Consider the following 3,897-nt stretch of genomic DNA (forward strand, 5'->3'; position numbering starts at 1 on the left):
GAGCGGACGCGACCGTCGAGCGCGATCTGACATGCTTTTTCCACCCTCTCGCTGGAGTATCGGCGGCTCAGCCGCAGCACGGCGAGGGCCGCGTCGAAGCCTTGTTCCTCCACGGGGACAGAGTCGAAGATCCTGTTGACGACGATCACCATGTGTGGGCCGACCCGGTCAGCCCAGGCCCGGATTCTGACGGTGTCCCCTTCCCGATACTTCTCACCCTGAGGCTGGTCGGCATCGTTCGTGCGGTATTCGTTCACAACATGCTCACCGAACAAGAGGTGGCTGGTGAGCCGCTCATGATTGCGATAAACCTCCAGCACCTGGCTGGTGATGCGCAGGTCGACGCCCTGGCCGATCTGTGCAAAGGGGACGGAGTAGAAGTTCTTCTCCCAGACCACATGCCCGTTCTTTTGCACCCGACGCCCCATAATCCACCGGCTGATCTCATACGGAGCCGACGGCAACGGCCGCAACAGCGTTTTCTCCTCGGTCTCAAACACACTGAGGCGGGAGCCGGCGCGTTTCTGGAACGGTTCCCGGCTATAGGCATCCATGCGTTCCCGGATCGCGCCCCGCAGATCGGGGAGCGTTCCGAAGCTCCGATGACGTAATCCGGCGATCACCCACGTCGCAACATGGGAGACCGTATTTTCTACGGATGCCTTGTCTTTTGGGGCCCGAGGTCTGCCCGGCAGCACTGCGGCCGAGTAGTGCGCGGCCATCTGGCGGTAGGCGTCGTTCAATACGATCTCACCCTCGCGAGGGTGCTTGATCACTCCGGTCTTCAGATTGTCGGGCACGATTCGGGGAACCGTTCCGCCGAACCAGTCGAACATCGCGACGTTGGCCAACAGCCAGGTATCTTGCCGCATATCCAACGCCGGCTCGACGAACGCATACCGGGAAAACGGCAGGCACGCGACGAACAAATACACCCGCGACGTCTCTCCGGAGATCGGGTCGGTGAGCTGCATCGTCGGTCCTGACCAGTCGACCTCGACCGTCCGCCCGGCCTTATGACCCACCCGGGACGCCGCCCCCGTGATTAGCGTATGCGTCGCATACGCCTTGCAGAATCGGTCGTAACCCATCGCCGGCTGCTCCGTCACCGCGCACCCGTCGACGTACTCGCTATGGAGCAGTTTCAGGGTCACCCCGACCTTGGCGAGTTCCTTATGCACCGCGTCCCAATCCGGCTGCACAAACACACTTTCGTGCTCGCCGCGCCCCGGGAACAGCAACAAATACACCTCCGCATCGCTGCGGTTCACGTGACCGTCACGGTCGATGCCAGCTTTGTCGGCGGCGTCGAACACCGCCAGCACACTCTTGCGCGACATACCCTGCGCCAAGGCGATCGCACGCCCCGTCATGCCCTCAGCGCGGAGTTCGAGCACCCGCTTGGCTTGAATCCTTCGTACCATGATTGATTACTCCTTCTGCCGCGTGCCTATACACGCGGCAGAAGGAGCGAAGCAGATGGCCCCGAACGGAAATATTCGGTGGCCCCGAAACGCGCTACTGGCCACATCACCCCGTGGCCCCGAACGTCAATAACACTGGCCCCCACGAGCGCAAATACTCACTGAGCGCTGGTGCGTGTACTGGTCAGCCGACGGGCTGACGTTTGCACCGTGATCCGCTGACTTGCCCGGCTTGAAAATATTCTCGATGGGCCGGTCGAGCACTCCGTGGGCCGGCCCGGCCAGCTCGAACAGCCATTGTGACCCTCCACGACGTAACCGTTGAGGGTCGCAATGGCCGTTCCCAGGGGAGACGACTCGAAAGCCGCCTCAAACCGGGCATGGGTAGCGGATGCTTCCTGCTCGGCTACGCGCACGGCCCGCTCGGCCGTCAACCGCTCCACGTCGTCGGGATGGATGGTGACCGCCCAGCCCGAACCCAGGGACTGGTCAAGTCGCAGGCCACTGAGCGCGTGCCATTGGTCGTTCGCCGTCAGCAGACCGCCGCTGGCGTCGAGCTCGACGATGCCAACGGGGGCGAGTCGCACGAGCGCGTAGAGCTGCGTGGCGGTGTTAGCCAATTCGCCGGTTCGCTCTGTCGCGTTTGATTGCGTTAGGTCGTCAGCGGAACAATCGCGGAGTCGATCAAGGTCGCGCAGCCGCACTGCCGCGGCCCAGCTCATTCCGCAGCCGAGAATCGTCATGGTCATAACGAGGAGCGCAACACCGACGTTAATGTCGTACAGGTTCGCCTGCTGTCCCCACAGCTGCTCGAGCCCGAGCCCGATCGGCCCGCTGACGAAGAAGGGGATGGCCCAGCGCAGCAGGGTTTCGGTGCTTCCGCGATCCGTGAGCAGGCCGACGGGGCTGTCCTGATGGCGGTGAAGCACCAGGAATGGACCCAAAACGATCGGGCAAATAAAGGTTTGCGGGTCCATGGCGGCGAACCTGTCGAGTGCGAACACCGCGACGGTCCGGTCTACTTCAACCGCTCGCCGCGGGTGGAAGGGCGCTACGCCGGTCAGGAATTCGCACCGCCCGAGGTGCCGACCGAGAAGGACGACCAGCCGTTTCCCTGGCTGGCCATGGTGGCGCCGGTGCTGCTCGGTGTGAGCATGTGGCTCATTTTCGACCGCCCGGCGGCGCTGCTGTTCGTGCTGATGAGCCCGATGATGCACATGGGCAACTTCTTCATGAACCGCTCGAAGGACCAACGTCTGGTCAAGCGCTCGATCGGCCGGTTCGACACCCGCCTGGCAGCCTTAAGCGCGCAGCTGCTCACCGAACGCACGCTAGAGCAGCAGGCCCCGACGCGGCGAATCGCCGTCGACCGTCGAAGCGCTGACGGAGTCGTTCGAGCGCGGACCGCTCAGGTGGACCCGACGGCCCGAGCACTGGTCCTTCCCCGGTGAGACAATAACGGATGTCGCGGTCGAGTCGGTCGACTCCGCCACGGCCCTGCACTTCGCGCGCCGCCTGGCCCCGGTCATCGACGCCGGTGCGCTCATCGCTGACTCGAGCGACCTGCCGCGCTCGGTGTCGATGGTCACCCTGCTCAGCCATGATCTGGAGAGCGTCGCCCTGCGCACCCTGGCGATCGCGGCCGGCCGCACGAGCGCCGGCGGGCCCGTCGCGGTTTATGGCCTCGACTTCGCCGCCGGCAGCCTCCGCAGGCTCGAACCGCTGCCGCACGTGGGCAGCATGATCGGCGGCGGCGGCGACATTGAACGCATCAATCGCCTGTTCGGACTGCTCAAGGCCGAACTTGAAGCGCGCGGCAACCGCTTTGCCGAGGCCACCGCGTCAACCATCGCCGAGTACCGCGCGCTGGCGAACCGCCCCAACGAGCCGCGCATCCTGCTGCTCATCGACGGGTTCACGGCCTTTCGGGAAGACTGGGAGGTCGCGAGCGGCCGGTCGAACTGGTACGACGTGTTCCGCAGCATCCTCTCGGATGGTCGTCAGCTGGGCGTCCACGTGGCTTTTACCGCCGACCTGGCCCGCCCGCGCATGGCGCTCGTCGTCGAAAACCTCGCGGACTTTCTGCAGACCCCGGCCGATGCCGCTCTGGTTGAGCTCATCAAACAGGTCATGCGCAGTGACCATTTTCTGGTCGCCGATGGTGAAACCGCGTCGTGGAACTCGTCCTGGCCAGTGTTCGCCGAGATGAAGAATTCCACGCGCGGCCTGCTGCTGCAGCCCGACACCATCCAGGGCGACATTCTGCTCAACACTCCGCTGCCGCGACTGAACCGGGCCGAATTTCCGCCCGGCCGCGGCATGATGGTGGCCGGCGGCAAGGTTCTGCGGGTGCAGCTTCCGCTCGTGGAATAGCGGCAATTGCCTTCCCGGGGTCTTTGGCTGCTGTATTGACCATCAGTATTGACAATCATCCCGCGCCACTCCTCCTCCTCCTCCTCCTCCTCCTCCTCCT

General features: G+C 64.2%; 4 protein-coding genes. 2 read left to right on the forward strand and 2 right to left on the reverse strand.

From position 1 onward, the window contains the following. Positions 1-1,424 (reverse strand): IS21 family transposase (gene istA, locus CXY80_RS00325; protein WP_104131151.1); only part of this gene is annotated, 1,424 nt, incomplete at its 3' end. A 158-nt stretch (positions 1,425-1,582) separates the two neighbouring features. Beyond that, positions 1,583-2,353, reverse strand: a complete 771-nt coding sequence (locus CXY80_RS00330; RefSeq protein WP_158251495.1) for a PAS domain-containing protein — start codon at positions 2,351-2,353, stop codon at positions 1,583-1,585. On the opposite strand from CXY80_RS00330, the gene CXY80_RS00335 reads away from it, so the two are divergent. Both CXY80_RS00335 and CXY80_RS00340 read left to right on the forward strand, forming a co-directional pair. Then, a complete protein-coding gene (locus CXY80_RS00335) occupies positions 2,339-2,875 on the forward strand; it encodes a hypothetical protein (protein WP_158251496.1) in 537 nt (178 codons plus the stop codon). The genes CXY80_RS00330 and CXY80_RS00335 overlap by 15 nt on opposite strands. A gap of 130 nt (positions 2,876-3,005) precedes the next feature. Further along, entirely contained in the window at positions 3,006-3,797 is a 792-nt protein-coding gene (locus CXY80_RS00340) for an FtsK/SpoIIIE domain-containing protein (protein WP_104131154.1), read from the forward strand. Positions 3,798-3,897: the final 100 nt, after the last annotated feature.

Origin of the sequence: Cryobacterium sp. M91 (genome assembly GCF_002929615.1) — a bacterium.
GTDB lineage: Bacteria > Actinomycetota > Actinomycetes > Actinomycetales > Microbacteriaceae > Cryobacterium > Cryobacterium levicorallinum.

Coding starts and splice junctions, on each gene's coding strand:
- CXY80_RS00340 (WP_104131154.1), top strand. CDS start 3,006: ATGGTCACCCTGCTCAGCCATGATCTGGAGAGCGTCGCCCTGCGCACC.
- CXY80_RS00335 (WP_158251496.1), top strand. CDS start 2,339: ATGGCGGTGAAGCACCAGGAATGGACCCAAAACGATCGGGCAAATAAA.